A 15353-nucleotide genomic window follows, 5' to 3' on the forward strand; every position below is an offset into this window, starting at 1 on the left:
TATGAGGAGAACATCATGAATGCGACAACGACCTATCATGCAAGCTGCTTTTGTGGCGGGGTAGCGATGACCCTGACCGGTGAGCCGGAAGTGATGGCCTACTGCCATTGTGACTCCTGCCGCCGCTGGTCCGCCGGCCGGGTCAGTGCCTTTACCTTGTGGAAACCGGAGAGCCTGGCGATTACCCGGGGTGCGGAACAGATAGCCAGTTATGAGCAAAATCCCCGTTCTGATCATCGGCAGGTGGTCAGCAAACGCAAGTGGTGCAAAGTATGCGGCGGGCATCTCTATACCGATCACCCCACCATGGGCTTGATTGATGTCCCGTCAGCGGTGATTGATCATTTTCATTTTGAGCCGGCATTCCATGTGCACTATCAGGAGTCCGTACAACCCATTCGGGATGGGTTGCCCAAGTTCAAGGATTTACCCAAGGAGGCCGGCGGCACCGGGAATCGGCTGGCTGAGTGAAGTGCGGTTTCACCCCAGCGTTTTTTTCCGTGTGGGCGCGGTCGACTGACGCCGTTCAGCGGGTCAACCGCCGGTAGATGTCGGAGACCTTCAGCGGCAGCGCGCGCACATCGTCCACCACGCTGTAGGCGGCCGGGCCGTAGAGGTGGGGCAGGTAGTCCCGCGCCTCCTCGTCGATGGTGATGCAGTAGGGGTGGATGCCGCCGCGCCGCGCCTCGATCAGGGCGCGGCGGGTATCCTCGATACCGTATTGACCCCGGTAGCCGTCGTAGTCATCCGGCTTGCCGTCGGAGAGGGTGACGAGCAGGCGGGTCTTGGCCTCGGTCTGCTGCAATACCCGGGTGAGGTGGCGGATGGCGAAGCCCATGCGGGTATAGTCCTGGGGTTCGATGGCGCTGATGCGTGCCCGGATCAGTTCACCGTAGGACTCCTCGAAGTGCTTGATGTGGAACAGCTCGCAGCGCTTGCGGGTCATGCCGGAGAAGCCGTAGATGGCGTAGCGGTCACCCAGGCTCTGCAACGCCTCGCACAGCAGCAGCAGGGATTCGCGCTCGGCGTCGTTGATCCAGCCCTTGGTGGAGCCGCTCATGTCCACCATGAAGACCACCGCGATGTTACGTTCGTTGCGCTGCATTTTGGTGAGCAGGCGCTCGGTCATCTCGAATCCGAGGTGGGCATCCGCCAGCGCCTCCACCAGGGCGTCGATATCCACCTCATCCCCTTCCGGCTGGCGTTTCAGCAGCCGGTTCTCGTGGCGCATCGCCTCGAAGGTCTTACGCAGGTGCTTGATCAGGCCGTGGTGCTTGGCCAGGGTGCGGGCCGCGAAATCATCATACAGCGGGGTGATCTCGCGCTCCCGCACGGCACACCAGTTTTTCCGATAATGGCGGCGCTGGAAGTCCCACTCGTCGTAGAGGTGAGCCCCCTCCTCGTGATAGCTGCCGCGCCACACGTCATCGGCATCACGCTTCGGATCGCGCAGCAGGGCCGGGTCATAATCACCTGGCCCGGCGGGTTGCAGGTAGTCATCCGGGATCTCCCCCAGGTCGAGCAGGATGGAGCGTTGCAGCGCCTGCACCTCATCGGGCAGCGGCGCCGGCATATCGTCCAGCAGGATCTCGACGCGGAAACCCTCCGGCACGGACGGGTCCTCCTCGCGCTGTTTGGTAAAGCGGGAGGGTCGCTGCTCCCGCTCACCGCGCGGCAGCTCCTCCAGCAGGCTGTTCAGCGCCACCTTGAAGCGGGCCCGCTCCTTCTCCATGCGGGCCGGCATGCAGGCGCGCACCGCCTCCAGGTCCAGGAGGATCGGCTGTCCGGCGGACGGGTAGGGTGTGAGTCGGCCGAGTTGCTGCCGGGCCAGCGCCAGCACATCGGTAGCCTGGGTTTCCGGTGTCTCAAGCCGCGCCAGTAGCCCTGTCCACTCGGCCGGCAGGGCCGCCTCACCGAGCGCCTGGCTGATCTGTTCCAGCTGCCGATGGAGCCCCGGCAGGGCGCGTCGCAGACACGCCTTCAGGCGCAGCAGCTCCATGGCGTGATAGAGCGCCAGGAGCCCGGGATCGGGAGCGTTGAGGGACAGCAGCGGGCGGAAGGAGCCAAAGCGGATCTGCGCCCAGAGCAGGGCGCAGGTGACCTTGTAGTGCTGGAAGTTTTGCTCCGGGGTCGGCAACCCTGCCAGCAGTGGCGGCAGGAACAGGGTCTCGCTGTCGGTATGGATGGTGTCCGCCGCGCTGAGCTTGAGCGGCCGCCCGGAGAGGCCCCGGAGAAAATGGCTTAGCACCCCCTCGTGTTCCTGCAGCAGGGCGCCGCGTGACCGGGCCTGCTGCTGCCCGGCAAATTGCCGGTACTGTTCGATCACCCGCAGGGCCGGGCGCAGTCCCTCGGCATCGTAGCGATCCATGCTGTGGAAGATCCAGGCCTCGAAGTCGTCCGGCGCCATCAGCGCCTGCGCCGCCACGCCGCGACAGGCGACCTGGTAGCCCAGCTCCACGTGGGTACTGGCGATGCGTCGGATCCAGCTGATCAGGCGGGCCTGGCGCTCTGCCGGGAGGGCTGCGATAGCGGCGGCCGGTTGCGCCGTGTCGCGGAACGAGAACTCCACCTCCAGCAGCTGGTCCAGCAGCTGGCGCACCGCGGATGCCGGGAGCGGGGCGGTGGAGGCCATCTCAGAACAGGGAGGAGGAGAGTTCGTTCACCGAGGCGAGCATCTCCGGGTCGTCGGTGAGGGCCTGGGCGATCGCCCCCTGGCAGGCGGAGACCGGATTGACCCCGGCCACCATCAATTTGGCGGCGTGTACCAGCAGGCGGGTGCTGGCCCCCTCTTCCAGACCGCTGCCCTTGAGGTTGCGGGTCATGCCGGCAAATTTCACCAGCCGTCCGGCCAGCTCCCAGTCCAGTCCCGATTCGCGCACCACGATCTCGCTCTCCAGCGCCGCCCCGGGGTAGTTGAACTCCAGCGCCACGAAGCGCTGCCGGGTACTCTGTTTCAGGTCCTTGAGCACGCTCTGGTAGCCGGGGTTGTAGGAGATGGCGATGGCGAACTCCGGATCGGCCTCGATCAGGGTGCCGAGCTTCTCTATCGGCAGCACCCGGCGGTCATCGGCCAGGGGGTGGATCACCACCATGGTGTCCTTGCGCGCCTCGACGATCTCATCCAGGTAACAGATGCCGCCCGCCTTGACCGCCTGGGTCAGGGGGCCGTCGATCCAGTTGGTCTCGCCGCCCTTGATCAGGTAGCGCCCCACCAGGTCGGAGGCGGTCAGGTCGTCATGGCAGGAGACGGTGATCAGCGGTCGCTTGAGCCGCCACGCCATGTACTCCATGAAGCGGGTCTTGCCGCAGCCGGTCGGCCCCTTCAGCAGCAGCGGCAGCTGGTTGCGGTAGGCCGCCTCGAACAGCTCGATCTCGTCGCCGGTGGGCTGGTAATAGGGCTCATCCTCGATCCGGTACTCATCCAGTCTGAAGGTGCGCATCCGTGGGTACTCCTGGGTTACTGCGTCAGCACTCAAGTCTGCTGGGGAAAGGTGGGGATATCAACAAGCGGAAAGTAAGGATTTTCCGCCCGGGCACCCCGTGCCATACGGTGGTCAGTGGCGTTGCCTGCCGAAGTGTGATGAACCTTTTACCGGGCCGGTGCATAATCCCGGGTTATCGACAAGCCGGATCATGATCGACGGGCATCCAGGTGGAGGGGTGGTATGGAGCAGAAGGGGTGAACAGCGGTGACACAGCAGTAGAGCGCCAGGACCGGTATGTGCGCAGTCTGGCGTTTGCGGACATCGGCACCTGGGACTGGAACATCCGGACCGGCGAACTCTACTGGAGTGAACGTATCGGACCGCTGTTCGGTTATGCCCCGGGCGAGCTGGAAACCACGTACGAAAACTTCCTGGCGGCGGTGCATCCGGATGACCGGCAGGCGGTGGTCAATGCCGTCAATGCCTGTATCGAACGGCGTGACAACTACGAGATAGAACACCGCGTGGTCTGGCCCGACGGCAGCGTCCGTTGGGTACTGGAGCGGGGGGATGTGCAATGTGACGAGGCCGGTGTTCCGTCGCACATGCTGGGTGTGGTGCAGGACATCACCCGTCGCCGGGAAGCGGAACATGCCTTGCGCGAGAGCGAGGCACGTTTCCGCAGTCTGGTAGAGAGTACCAGTGACTGGATCTGGGAAGTCGATCCTCTGGGTCGATACACCTATGTCAGCCCGCAGGTGGAGCATATTCTTGGTTATGCGCCGGACTCACTGCTAGGGAAAACGCCGTTCGATCTGATGCCGTCGTCCGAAGACCTACGCGTGCGAAGAGCGTTTTTTTCTCTGGTTGAGCGGCGGCTGCCCATCAATCGCCTGGTCAATACCAATACCCATGTCGCCGGCTACGAGGTCATACTGGAGACCAGCGGAGTCCCTTTCTATGATGGCAACCGCCGGTTTGCGGGTTACCGTGGCATTGATCGCAATATCACGCTGCGCGTGGCCGCGGAAAAGGCACTGAAGGAACAGACCCTGCGCAATCGCCTGATCCTGGAAAACAGCCATGACGGGTTGGTCATTTTGAATCTGGACGGCTCCATACGAGAGGTAAACGGCGCCTATTGCCGTATGGTGGGGCACGAGCGCAATGTGCTGTTGCAGATGACGCTGAGCGATCTCGAGGTCAGCGAGACGGATACCGAAGCGGCGCGGCACATCAAGAAGATTAGCGAACACGGGCACGACCATTTTGAATCGAGCCACCGTTGTCGGGATGGCCGTGTGATCGACCTGGACATCAGTGCCACCCTGGCAAAGGTCGGCGATGATCAGTTTATCTTCTCATTCGTCAGGGATATCACTGAACGCAGGCTGAAAGAGCAGAAACGGTTGCACGAGATACAGGCGCAGCGCGATACCCTGGTGCGGGAAGTGCATCACCGGATCAAGAATCACCTGCAGGGAATTGTTAATCTGCTGCGGAACCATATCCGGGATAAACCGGAGTTGGCGGAAGTGATGGAGTCGGCAATCGGTCAAGTCGAATCCATCGCACTGGTGCATGGCCTGCAAAGTCGCTTGAACCAATGGCGTGTTGAATTGCCTGTGCTGTTGGAATTGATCAGCAAGGCGGTCGGTAACGTGGCATCGGCCGCGGTTCAACTGGAAATCGATGAAGTCACACCGGATATCAGTGTCAGGCCGTCTGACGCCGTGCCGTTGGCACTGATTATTAATGAACTGTTGCTGAATGCAGTGAAGCATAGCGGATCGACGATGGCAATGCGGTCGGCAATAAAGGTGAATCTCCTGGTAGAGAGTGAACGGGTAATTCTGCGTGTGAGCAATTTCAGCGCTGTACCTCTGCCCGCGGGTTTTGATCTACAGCAGGGGATAGGTCTGGGTACCGGACTGACCTTGGCCAGGGACCTGCTACCTCATCGAGGGGCAACACTTTCCGCGGCGGCGAATGGAGATAGGGTGACTTTACAATTGGCCCTGGAGAGTCCCGTGGTCAGGCTGGAACAGAAGCTGGATGCAAAGGACTACCCCACACCGAACCGATTGATGTAGTCGGTGGCATCCAGTATCTCACGTGCTATCTCTTTCACCTTGCGACGTTCCGACCGAGCTTGATCGCGGATCATATCAAACGCCCGGTCGCGGTCAATGCGGTGGCGTTCGGAGATGATGCCGACGGCAAAGTTGACCACGTTGGCGGTATCCAGCGCCCGGGTCAGACGTCCCTCCGTGGCTTGCAATCTCTGCAGATCAGCGGCCCGCTTCAGAGCGGTTTCGATGGCCGGTATGGCCTTGGCCACATCGATCGGCTTCACCAGATAACCCAGGGCCCCCTGCTCCAATGCGGCATTGAGTGTCTCCTGATCGTCATAAGCGGAGAGGTGGATAACCGGGATGTCCTGATCATGCAGATGCCGTGATACATCGATGCCGGAGATGCCCGGCATGCGGATGTCCAGGATGGCAAGATCCGGAGAATCGCTGGCGGCCGTCTCCAAGGCTTCCTCCCCGGTTGCCGCGACCAGTACGGTATAACCGGCATCTCGCAGGCCACGACTGAATGTGGCCAGTACCAGTGCATCATCATCAACCAGAAGAAGTTTTATTGTCATTGGGCATCCCCTGAACTGCTTGCGACTTGTTTTGCCACGTTGTTATTCCATGGTTCCTGTCAGGCATTGGATCACCTTTGATATGTAGGATGCGTTCCTCTGTTCTCTACATTACATACAGTTGGGAGACCTATATCTCCAGCGCTTGCCAGGTTGGGAAAAAAGATCACATGGGACTTGCAGCGCTTCCCTACAGCCAGTTCAAGGTTGCAGTGAGGAGCGCGGAAAAACCTTGCTCTAGATCAATTTCCAAAATAGTCATTAATATCCCTGGGCATCTCAAGCCCATGCTCCTCTCACACTAAAACGGTAATTAGCGGGTTTATATTCGTTCTATATGATGGTATAAAATAGCGCGTTTGTATTTCATTGTTCCTGAAATATAAATTTATAAAGCTTTCAGTGTTGAGCCGCTCTTCGCGTAGCGTTGAACATAATAATAGAAAGCCAGGCCTTTCCCCCGCCTTTAAAATCATTCGAATTACCAAAACGGTCAGCCATTGATTGCTGTTGCCGACGAGTTTCTGGCGTTCTCATCGTGCCGTCAGCAGCGCGGTCTTTGGGCTGTATGCGTTATGAATTCAGGTTGGAATATAGAAATGTCCATCAATATTCGCGGATTTCATTTAAATGAGAGGGCTGAATTGGCCGAAAATGATCCCGAGAGGTTCGACAATCTGTTCGGAGGGGCACCCTCGGTGGGAGAAGTGCTGCTCGCAAGGGAAGCACGGCCATCTCGCGCTGAGATAATCACCGCCAACATTCCTGTGGATCACGGTCGAACCCGCATTTGTCGCAGAGGTGGCGGTGAAAACTGATGATGTGCTGACACAGATGCCGCACAATCCGGCGCACGTTGTACCTGGGGAACTTCAGGAAATTCGGCCTGAATCACCGAGGGAACACTACCTGGAGAGCATCCTCAATGGTTCAGGGATGATTGCAATCATCGCCCTGGACACCGATTTTGTCGTCCGATACCACAATCCATCAGCCCGGAAGCTGCTTGGCTACGAAGCGTCTGAGCTGGATGGCAGGCGGCTCAGCCAGGTTTCTGTCCTGGGACTTGACGATGTCGAGCGGTTCGGGGCTATGCACCAGGGTCTTGATAGTGACGGCGAGTACCACTACTCGCTGGGATATCAGTTACATGGAAAAAACCGGCAGATCGAGTGTGCTATATCCGCTCTTTATGATCATCGGCAGGAGTTGCATGGTTTTATCCTGAACGCACGGGATATCACTCGCCGCGCGAAACAGCAGGAGCGGATTACCCGCAAGGCGGCGGAGGAGCAGTGTTTGGGGGTTTTGCTGCGGCTCTCCCTGGAAGACAGGGATGTTGAGTCATTTCTTCAGCAATCTCTGGAATCCCTGCTGCAGTCGATTCCCTGGCTCAATTTGCTGCCAAAAGGGGCTGTCTTCCTGGGCGAATCCCATCGGCAGCAGAAGACCCTTCGCCTGGTGGCCAGCTACCACCTGACCGATGCCGTGACCCAAACCTGTGAGCGGATCTCTTTCGGTTGGTGTATCTGCGGGCGTGCAGCGGCCCGGAAGGAACTGCTCTACATCCCCGATACCGATGATGCCAGGCATGATGTACGCTATCCCGGCATGGAACCGCATGGACACTACGCGGTTCCTATCCTGTCAAACCGGGACATCCTGGGCGTGCTGACCCTCTACCTGCCGCCCGGACATGGGGAGAAGGAAGGCGACAAGACCTTCCTGAGACGGGTAGCCGATGTGTTGAGCATGGGCATCTCCAAGCGGCGTGCGGAGCAGACCCTGGCATTCCAGGCGCAATTCGATGATCTTACGGCGCTGCCGAACCGCAGCCAGATGATTTGCCACATCGACCAGGCTCTGGTCCGGTCCCGCCGACACGGCCATGTCGGCGCGGTGTTGTTCATCGACCTGGATCATTTCAAGAATATCAATGACTCCCTGGGCCATACGGTGGGTGATGAGGTATTGCGGCAGGTCTCCAGTCGCCTGACAAACACCTTGCGCAAAGAAGATATGGTGGCCCGATGGGGGGGTGATGAATTTGTAGTCCTGCTGACCGAGTCCGGCCGCCAACCGAGAGATGTGGCCCGGCAGGCCCAACTGGTGGCGGAAAAGATACGTGACGCACTTTCTATTGCCTTTGTCGTCGGCGGCTATCCTCTGAATGTTTCAACAAGTATCGGCGTGGCCCTGTTTCCGGATAACAACGAAACGACCACCGAGATACTGCAGCAGGCCGATACCGCAATGTACCGAGCCAAGGCGGAAGGACGGAACTGTGTCAGATTCTTTCTTCCGGTGATGCAGATGCTGGCCAACGAGCGCCTTGTGGTTGAGCAGGATCTGCGCTGGGCGCTGGCGCAGGGAGAATTGCAACTCCACTATCAACCCCAGGTGGACGCATCGGGATGCCTGGTCGGCGCCGAGGTGCTGTTACGATGCCCGGATCGGAAAGGGGGCTTTCATCGTGTTGATCTGTGTATCGATGTGGCGGAAACCACCGGCCTGATTCTGCCTGTCGGCGAGTGGGTATTCCGCGAGGCGTGTCAAAAGCTTAAGGCCTGGACGGATAGCGGGGTTGCGGGCGGATTGCGGCATCTGTGCATAAATATCAGCCCAAAGCAGTTTCTGCAAAGGGATTTCGTCTCCCTGATCCAGCGCATAATCGACGAAGCCGAAGTGGCTCCCGGATGTCTGGTATTGGAGATCACTGAGAACATCCTGATAGATGCGAAAACGGATGCCGTCGAGACCATGGATGCGCTGAAAGGGATCGGCATCCGTATTGCCATGGATGATTTCGGCACCGGTTACTCATCGCTTGCCTATCTGACCCGGCTACCGCTGGATATCCTGAAGATTGATCGCTCCTTTGTCACCGGTATCAGCCTTGATGAGAGAAACGCCGCCGTGGTGGAAGCGTTGATGGCCATGGCGCGCCAGCTCCGTTTGCAGGTCATTGCCGAAGGCGTCGAAAATGATGATGACCTGGGCTTTCTGATCCTTAAGGGCTGCGAATATTTTCAGGGATTCTATTTCAGTCCGCCGCGGCCGACTAGCGAGTTCAATGCTTACCTGGAGCAGCGGTCCTTATGACACCCAAAGCCAGCGGTTGCCTTGGCTGATGTTGACGTCAAAACAGCTGTGGAAGAAAAACTGGAATCCGTTAAAGGAACGCTGCCACAGGCCGATATAGTGGAACCATAAATGGAAGTGACCCCAGCGGTTGCTGTCAGTTTCCGTCGCCAGTGTCACCCTTCCCTTCGTGATGCGGCGGTGTATTGCTGAGTTGGCGGATCAATCCGTATTCAGCCACGGGTAATGTTTCACATCGCCAGATTTTCAAGGCCGTTCCCCCGCCTTGCGATAGCGCAAACCGACATGCTGTCGTTATCGTCTCTGTTTCCCATGGTTCCACGGGTACGGGCAGTTCTCCGTATGCCGTCAGCTCCTGGCGAAACACCCCGTTGGTCCTGTGATAACGTTCTCAAAGCTGCTTGAGCGAACCAGGGGCTAACGACAAAATAATTACATGACGTTCGATGATCCAAAAATGGAGAGTGTGAGATGAAGGCTATTCTACTTCCGGCCATGGTTCTGATGGAGCGGTTGCGATACCCGTTCAAATTCGGTTTGATCTTCCTGGTGGTCCTGGTCCCGCTGGTGTTGTTGTCGATCAATCTGATCACCCAAATCAATGAAGGGGTTGAAGTGGTCAGGCATGAGCGTCAGGGATTGGCGTATATAAGAGCCATTCGCCAGCCAATAGAACACATCCAGCAGCATCGCGGGATGACCAGCGCATTTCTCAACGGGGCGGACAGCTTTCGTGACCGCATCCTGAGTAAACGCAGCGAAATCGACCGTCTCATGGCGGATCTGGCGGCGCTGGACAGGGAGTTGGGAAGTGCGCTGGAGACGGCCGGAAAGGTGAGTCTGCTGCTGCAGAAGTGGGAGGCGATCAAGGCTACCTCGATGCAGCAGGAGTCCGCACTGGCGATCAACGCACACACCGGACTGCTGACCGACATGATTGATCTGATGAGCCGGGTGGCCGACGTTTCCGAGATTACCCTGGACTCGAGGCTGGACACCTATTATCTGGGTGACGCGGTGGTCAATAATCTGATTAACCTGACCGAAAATATGGGACAGGCGCGGGCGGTCGGTTCCGGCGCGGCTGCCAGGGGCAGCCATAGCCGGCAATCTTTCGTCCGGCTGTCGGTACTGGCGAATAACATCAATGCCTACGCCAAGCGCTCGGCGGCGGGGCTGGATGCCGCCATCAAGGCAAACAGGGGGATCGGCGTGACATTGAGCGACGCGGTCGCCGCCAACAATCGGGCGATCGCGGAGATGCAGACGCTGCTGGATAAGGTACTGCAGGATCAGGAACGGATCGACGTCGACGACAAGACCGTATTTGATACGGCCACGGTTGCCATCTCCGGGAGTTACCGGCTGTATGATGCCATTGCCGCTGAGCTGGACCGCCTGTTTGTCGAGCGCATCGAGTCTGAAATCGCGGTAAAGAACGCCACCGCGCTGACCGTGATCTCGGTATTGGCACTGGTCATCTACCTGTTTGCCGGACTCTATTATTCGGTAGTCGGCAGTATCAACCTGATTGGCGCTGCCACGCGTCAGATGGCCCGGGGCGATCTGAATACGCGGTTGAGTCTGGATACCCGGGATGAGCTGCAACGGGTGGCCACGGATTTCAATGACATGGGGGCGGCGTTTAAAGGGGTGGTATTGCAGATTGCCGATGCAACCACCCAGTTGGCAACCATGGCGGAACAGACCTCGGTGATCACCGAGCAGACCCATCAGGCGCTGCAGACCCAGCTGAGCGAAACCACCCAGGTGGCCACGGCGATGAACGAGATGAGTGCCACGGTGCAGGAGGTGGCCTCCAGTACCGGCCGCACCTCTCAGGCGGCCAGCGAGGTGAACCGCCAGGCGGTGGAAGGGCAGCAGGCGATGCATGAAACCATCGCCCGGATTCAGGAACTCTCCGAAAAGGTGGAGGGCGCCGGGGCGGTCATCCAGCAGCTGGAACAGCACAGCGTGGAGATCGGCGGCATCCTGGATGTGATCAAGGGTATCGCCGAACAGACCAACCTGCTGGCCCTGAACGCGGCCATCGAGGCGGCCCGGGCCGGCGAGCAGGGGCGTGGTTTTGCGGTGGTGGCGGACGAGGTACGCAACCTGGCGAGCAAGACCCAGGTCTCCACGGAGGAGATCAACCGGATGATTGAAAAGCTGCAGGCCGGTTCCGCGCAGGCGGTGGCGGCGGTTGACAGCAGCCGGCAGCTGGCCCGCTTTGCCGTGGAACAGGCCTCCCGGACGGGGGAGGCGCTGACCAACATCAGCGGCTCTATCGAGCGGGTGAATGACATGAGCACCCAGATCGCGAGTGCCGCGGAGGAGCAGAGCGCAGTGACCGAAGAGATCAACCGGAATATCGTACAGATCAACGAGATGACCGAACAGACGGCGGTGGGAGCCCAGCAGACCTCGTCCGCCAACAGCGATCAGACGCGACTGGCCGCGGAGCTGCAGGGCCTGGTGGGTCGCTTCAGGGTGTAGGTGATGCCGGTGTGAGGAACGAACCCCAACTGTCTGGCGCACACGCAGAGAACCCGTTGGGGTTCGCAGGCTCACCCCAACGGGTTGAAAGCATAATCGGCGCTAGTTCGGTTGTTCGGACAGGTAACGGTCACCGGTAAAGGCGGTAAAAACTCTTTTGATATCCGGGTGTTGGATCGGTTCGTGGCGGCCGTCCGGCTCCAGGTTGCACTGGGCGACGTAGGTCTCGAAGTCGGAACCGTCCACCAGTACCCGATACCAGGGCTCGTTCTTGGGTGGGCGGCTTTTGGCCATCTGCTCATACCACGCGTCGGTCAGCATGAATTCGGCATCCACATCGTAGATTACCCCACGATAACCAAACAGTTTGTGGTGAACCAGTTGTCCGACGTTCAATTTTGCATATTTCATCTCATTCTCCCCGGCATGGGTCGCATGCGGATGATGCTTCATTATCTCTAAGACCCCGCTGTCGGGCGTTCCGTTTCATCGCCTTGTCATTTCTTTTTCGCTGCCACTCCCTGGATTCCACCCAGGGTGAGCAGCACCGGGTCGAGGAGTTTTTCCAGTTCGCCGCGACTGAGGGAGGTCTGCTCCTCCGCCACATCCACTACCGCGCGTCCCTCCCGATAGGCCTGTTTACAGATGGCGGCCGCCTTTTCATAACCGACCAGCGGATTGAGCGCGGCCACCAGAATCGGGTTCATGGAGAGGCGCTGTTTCAGGTTCTCCTCCTGGACCTTGAAGTCGGCAACCGCCTTTTCCGCCAGCAGTTTCGCAGCATTGGCGAGCAATTCGATGCTCTGCAGCAGGTTGTAGGCGATCAGCGGCAGCATGGTATTGAGTTGAAAATTGCCGGACTGGCCCGCCATGGCGATGCTGGCGTCATTGCCGATCACCTGGGCCGAGACCATCATCACCGCCTCGGGTATCACCGGGTTGACCTTCCCCGGCATGATACTGGAGCCCGGTTGCAGGGCGGTCAGTTCGATCTCGCCCAGTCCGGCAAGGGGACCGCTGTTCATCCAGCGCAGGTCGTTGGCGATCTTGTGCAGGCTGATGGCGGTGACCCGCAGCTGTCCCGACAGCTCCACGGCGCTGTCCTGGCTGCTGAGTCCCTCCATCAGCGAGGGCTTGGCGGTCAGCGCCAGGCCGGTGTCCTGGCTCAACCGCTGCAGGATGCGCCGGGAAAACTCCGGATGGGCGTTGATCCCGGTGCCGACCGCGGTACCCCCCAGGGGCAGTTGCCACACCCGCCGCCGGCACTCCTGGATACGTTCGATGCCCTGGTCCACCTGGCTGGCCCAGGCGTTCAGTTCCTGATCCATCCTGATCGGCATGGCATCCATCAGATGGGTACGTCCGGTCTTGCAGACGCCGTCCAGGGTTTCGGCGCGCTGTTTTATCCGGTCCGAGAGTTGCTTCAGGGACGGCAGCAGCTGCTGCTCCAGGGCGAGGGCGGCACTCAGGTGGATGGCGCCGGGGATCACATCATTACTGCTCTGGCACATGTTCACATGATCGTTCGGGTGCACCGGCGTGCCGCCGCGGCTGGCCAGCGCGGCAATCACTTCGTTGAGGTTCATGTTGCTGCTGGTGCCGGAACCGGTCTGGAATACGTCGACCGGGAACTGTTCCATGGGCAGCTCTTCGAGCAGCCGGTCGCAGGCCTTGACGATGGCATCCGCGAGAGCCGGATCGAGCAGGCCCAGTTCCCGGTTGGTCGCGGCGGCGGCCCGTTTGATCAGCACCCCCGCCTGGATAAAACGCTGCGGCAGGCGGATGCCGCTGACCGGGAAATTGTCCACGGCACGCTGGGTCTGGGCCCCATAGAGGGCATCGCTCGGCACCCGCAGTTCGCCCATGCTGTCTCTTTCGATGCGATAGTCTGATTGCGTCATCCTGCGGCTCCTCGCTGAAATGGTGCGTGTCTACCACTAGTATGAACCCGATTTCTGAAAATGCCGCGACGAACCGGTGGTACCACGCCCAGGGCAATCAGCGACCGGCTTTCACATTCAACCCAAACCGTCTATCCTCAGGACGTTTCGACCTTCGCAAAACAGGATAGCCAGATGAATGTAGAACAGTTTCAACAGTTGTTAAAACCGATCACCAGCCTGGTTGACGGGATGCCGGTCGATCAGGGGCTGGAGGCCGCCCTGGAGGCCAAGTTCCCCGCCGGGAGTGAACTGTTCAATGCCATCGACCGGGCCTGTCATGAGGCGATTGCCGCCGGCTGGATGTGCGCGCAGGGCGGTGAGGGGAGGCGTTTCGGCCGGGTGATCGAGCCGTCCGACGAGACTGCGCGCCTGAGTGTCGATGTGGTGGATCTGGTCGATATCGCCGGACCTCATCACCGCCATCCGTTGGGCGAAATCTGCATGGTACTGCCGGTGACGGAGGGGGCGCTGTTCGACGGCAAACCGCGCGGCTGGTGTGTTTATGAGCCGAATTCCCAGCATCGGCCCACCGTGACCCAGGGCCGGGCGCTGGTGCTCTATCTGCTGCCCGAGGGGCAGATCGAGTTCACACGCGGTTGAACCCAGGAGTCTGCTGGGCTTGACCGATCGTAGCGAGGGAAAGCCGGTTTATTCCTGGAAGAACAACGTTAAGTCCGACAGACTCCTAGAGATAGTGCAGTCACTCTGGCGCCAAACCACGGATACACACAGATGGGCACGGATGGGGTAGATCACGCTACGTGTGACCCTGCGCGTTCATGACCTCCGGTGTACGGTAGCCCGCCTGTTGCGATGTTTCAGTGTAACTGCTCACTCGGGGGGCATCAAACTTCCTCCCTTGCACCACAGAGGCACAGAGGACACAGAGGTTAACTGAACAATACATCGCCGCGGATACCGTAGGGTGCCGGTGAGCTTGCGAACCGCATGCCGCCCCCATGCGATGCGGTTCGTTTTACTCACCGCATCCTACGATTTCGCGGGAGAATCTTGTGGATTCACTGTGCTCTCTGTGTCTCCGTGGTGCGGACAGGAGCGAGTAGTTACGTTTCAGTAACTAAAAATCCGTGTTTATCCGTGTCCATCCGTGGTTCATTCCCAAGGTTGAACCCGCTCCGCTATCCCTGTCGTGAGCGGCAGGGATGGTGAACACGGTGGCCCTCAGGCGGTTTCGCGGGGAATATCGTAAAGCGGGTACAGCGCCTCTTCCTCGGTCTGGATCCGGGCGACCAGGGCGCTGCCGATCTGCTCCAGGTCGCCGATGAATTGTGCCTCCATCCCAGCATTCCAGGGCCAGACATCGTAGCGCTCGATGAACTGGTTCACCGCCTTGCCGATGTGGCGCATTTCCCGGCGCATCCCGCTGACCAGCCGGCACTGTTCGCTATCCGCGGGCAGGCTGCGGGTCAGGTAGACGTAGAGCTTCACGTTCTCCAGCAGGATATGTTGGTGGAACAGGCTCTTGAACTGGTTGAGTTCCGCGCGCACCTCTTTGAAGTGTTGCGCCCGCGCGCTTTTTTCCACCCGCTGGTAGTGTTCCAGCAGGATCTGGTGATCCTCAATCAGGGTTTCGATCAGATCGGCATCATAAGTTATGGTGGTATTGGGTGCGGTAACGGTCGAGGACGCGGCTTGCGGACTCCTCTTCTTCTTGAAAAAGCTGAACATGTATCCACCTGGCTATACGCGCTGATGTGATCGAGCCGCCATCTC

General features: G+C 59.4%; 12 protein-coding genes. 6 read left to right on the top strand and 6 right to left on the bottom strand.

Annotated features, from left to right (window positions below):
* Positions 1 to 15: 15 nt before the first annotated feature.
* The gene (locus NPX02_RS09050; protein WP_260293202.1) at positions 16 to 471 is read left to right on the top strand and encodes a GFA family protein; all 456 of its coding nucleotides are present in this window, start codon (positions 16 to 18) and stop codon (positions 469 to 471) included.
* A gap of 55 nt (positions 472 to 526) precedes the next feature.
* On the opposite strand, the gene NPX02_RS09055 is transcribed toward NPX02_RS09050, so the two are convergent.
* The gene (locus NPX02_RS09055; RefSeq protein ID WP_260293203.1) at positions 527 to 2632 is read right to left on the bottom strand and encodes a nitric oxide reductase activation protein NorD; all 2106 of its coding nucleotides are present in this window, start codon (positions 2630 to 2632) and stop codon (positions 527 to 529) included.
* A gap of 1 nt (position 2633) precedes the next feature.
* Positions 2634 to 3440, bottom strand: coding sequence for a CbbQ/NirQ/NorQ/GpvN family protein (locus tag NPX02_RS09060; protein ID WP_260293204.1), 807 nt, complete (start codon positions 3438 to 3440; stop codon positions 2634 to 2636).
* Between the two features lie 239 nt (positions 3441 to 3679).
* Here NPX02_RS09060 and NPX02_RS09065 point away from each other — a divergent pair, with 239 nt between their 5' ends.
* On the top strand, positions 3680 to 5518 hold the full coding sequence (locus NPX02_RS09065; protein ID WP_260293205.1) for a PAS domain S-box protein: 1839 nt from the start codon (positions 3680 to 3682) through the stop codon (positions 5516 to 5518).
* On the opposite strand, the gene NPX02_RS09070 is transcribed toward NPX02_RS09065, so the two are convergent.
* Positions 5491 to 6078, bottom strand: a complete 588-nt coding sequence (locus NPX02_RS09070) for an ANTAR domain-containing response regulator (protein WP_260293206.1) — start codon at positions 6076 to 6078, stop codon at positions 5491 to 5493. The two genes, NPX02_RS09065 and NPX02_RS09070, sit on opposite strands and share 28 nt — an antisense overlap.
* 599 nt (positions 6079 to 6677) lie before the next feature.
* Here NPX02_RS09070 and NPX02_RS09075 point away from each other — a divergent pair.
* The 3 genes from NPX02_RS09075 to NPX02_RS09085 all read left to right on the top strand — a co-directional run bounded on the left by NPX02_RS09075 (position 6678) and on the right by NPX02_RS09085 (position 11676).
* Complete coding sequence (locus NPX02_RS09075; RefSeq protein WP_260293208.1) at positions 6678 to 6896, top strand: hypothetical protein; 219 nt, start codon at positions 6678 to 6680, stop codon at positions 6894 to 6896.
* 16 nt (positions 6897 to 6912) lie between these two features.
* Entirely contained in the window at positions 6913 to 9180 is a 2268-nt protein-coding gene (locus NPX02_RS09080; protein WP_260293260.1) for a sensor domain-containing protein, read from the top strand.
* Between the two features lie 471 nt (positions 9181 to 9651).
* On the top strand, positions 9652 to 11676 hold the full coding sequence (locus NPX02_RS09085) for a methyl-accepting chemotaxis protein (RefSeq protein ID WP_260293209.1): 2025 nt from the start codon (positions 9652 to 9654) through the stop codon (positions 11674 to 11676).
* A gap of 102 nt (positions 11677 to 11778) precedes the next feature.
* On the opposite strand, the gene hspQ is transcribed toward NPX02_RS09085, so the two are convergent.
* Together hspQ and NPX02_RS09095 are read right to left on the bottom strand one after the other, a co-directional pair.
* Positions 11779 to 12087: a heat shock protein HspQ gene (gene hspQ, locus NPX02_RS09090; protein ID WP_260293210.1), complete on the bottom strand. Its 309-nt coding sequence runs from the start codon at positions 12085 to 12087 to the stop codon at positions 11779 to 11781.
* An 86-nt stretch (positions 12088 to 12173) separates the two neighbouring features.
* Positions 12174 to 13577 carry a class II fumarate hydratase gene (locus tag NPX02_RS09095; RefSeq protein WP_260293211.1) on the bottom strand — a complete coding sequence of 468 codons (1404 nt, stop codon included), beginning with the start codon at positions 13575 to 13577 and terminating at the stop codon, positions 12174 to 12176.
* A 174-nt stretch (positions 13578 to 13751) separates the two neighbouring features.
* Between NPX02_RS09095 and NPX02_RS09100 the strand changes: the two genes are divergently transcribed.
* The gene (locus tag NPX02_RS09100) at positions 13752 to 14219 is read left to right on the top strand and encodes a DUF4863 family protein (protein ID WP_260293212.1); all 468 of its coding nucleotides are present in this window, start codon (positions 13752 to 13754) and stop codon (positions 14217 to 14219) included.
* Positions 14220 to 14801: 582 nt separating this feature from the next.
* On the opposite strand, the gene NPX02_RS09105 is transcribed toward NPX02_RS09100, so the two are convergent.
* Positions 14802 to 15308: a hemerythrin domain-containing protein gene (locus NPX02_RS09105; protein WP_260293213.1), complete on the bottom strand. Its 507-nt coding sequence runs from the start codon at positions 15306 to 15308 to the stop codon at positions 14802 to 14804.
* Between the last annotated feature and the right edge of the window lie 45 nt (positions 15309 to 15353).

The sequence above is a fragment of the Sedimenticola hydrogenitrophicus genome, assembly GCF_025175675.1.
In the GTDB taxonomy this organism is placed as follows: domain Bacteria; phylum Pseudomonadota; class Gammaproteobacteria; order Chromatiales; family Chromatiaceae; genus Sedimenticola; species Sedimenticola hydrogenitrophicus.

What these genes read in the sequence shown, in the direction of transcription:
- hspQ (WP_260293210.1), bottom strand. Translation starts at nt 12,087, where the DNA reads ATGAAATATGCAAAATTGAACGTCGGACAACTGGTTCACCACAAACTG.
- NPX02_RS09060 (WP_260293204.1), bottom strand. Translation starts at nt 3,440, where the DNA reads ATGCGCACCTTCAGACTGGATGAGTACCGGATCGAGGATGAGCCCTAT.
- NPX02_RS09105 (WP_260293213.1), bottom strand. Translation starts at nt 15,308, where the DNA reads ATGTTCAGCTTTTTCAAGAAGAAGAGGAGTCCGCAAGCCGCGTCCTCG.
- NPX02_RS09080 (WP_260293260.1), top strand. Translation starts at nt 6,913, where the DNA reads ATGCCGCACAATCCGGCGCACGTTGTACCTGGGGAACTTCAGGAAATT.
- NPX02_RS09075 (WP_260293208.1), top strand. Translation starts at nt 6,678, where the DNA reads ATGTCCATCAATATTCGCGGATTTCATTTAAATGAGAGGGCTGAATTG.
- NPX02_RS09095 (WP_260293211.1), bottom strand. Translation starts at nt 13,577, where the DNA reads ATGACGCAATCAGACTATCGCATCGAAAGAGACAGCATGGGCGAACTG.
- NPX02_RS09050 (WP_260293202.1), top strand. Translation starts at nt 16, where the DNA reads ATGAATGCGACAACGACCTATCATGCAAGCTGCTTTTGTGGCGGGGTA.
- NPX02_RS09100 (WP_260293212.1), top strand. Translation starts at nt 13,752, where the DNA reads ATGAATGTAGAACAGTTTCAACAGTTGTTAAAACCGATCACCAGCCTG.
- NPX02_RS09085 (WP_260293209.1), top strand. Translation starts at nt 9,652, where the DNA reads ATGAAGGCTATTCTACTTCCGGCCATGGTTCTGATGGAGCGGTTGCGA.
- NPX02_RS09070 (WP_260293206.1), bottom strand. Translation starts at nt 6,078, where the DNA reads ATGACAATAAAACTTCTTCTGGTTGATGATGATGCACTGGTACTGGCC.
- NPX02_RS09055 (WP_260293203.1), bottom strand. Translation starts at nt 2,632, where the DNA reads ATGGCCTCCACCGCCCCGCTCCCGGCATCCGCGGTGCGCCAGCTGCTG.